The following is a 205-nucleotide window of genomic DNA, read 5'->3' as shown; positions in this document are numbered from 1 at the left end:
TGCCCTGCAGCCGTCCATCCCGCATCTGACACGCTCTGCACTGCAGTGCTGCCTGCAGCGCTGAGCCATTGCGGCGCCATTGGTTCAAACCCGATGGCGAATGCCTCTCGCGCCTGCCGGACGTCGAGGGCGACAAGCCGAAGCGGTCGGCGTTCAAACGCTGCCCTGTCGGCCCTCGCCAGCGGGTCTCGAACCGATGGCGACC

1 pseudogene is annotated in these 205 nt (G+C 67.3%); it reads left to right on the top strand.

Features of this window, described 5'->3' with window-relative positions:
- Positions 1 to 205 (top strand): annotated as a pseudogene (locus DSD19_RS19570) (hypothetical protein); the annotation flags it as partial.

The sequence above is a fragment of the Rhodovulum sp. BSW8 genome (genome assembly GCF_003314725.1).
Taxonomy (GTDB): Bacteria; Pseudomonadota; Alphaproteobacteria; order Rhodobacterales; family Rhodobacteraceae; genus Rhodovulum; species Rhodovulum visakhapatnamense.
The sequence above is the reverse complement of the archived record's forward strand: the minus strand, read 5'-3'. Positions and strand labels throughout refer to the sequence as shown.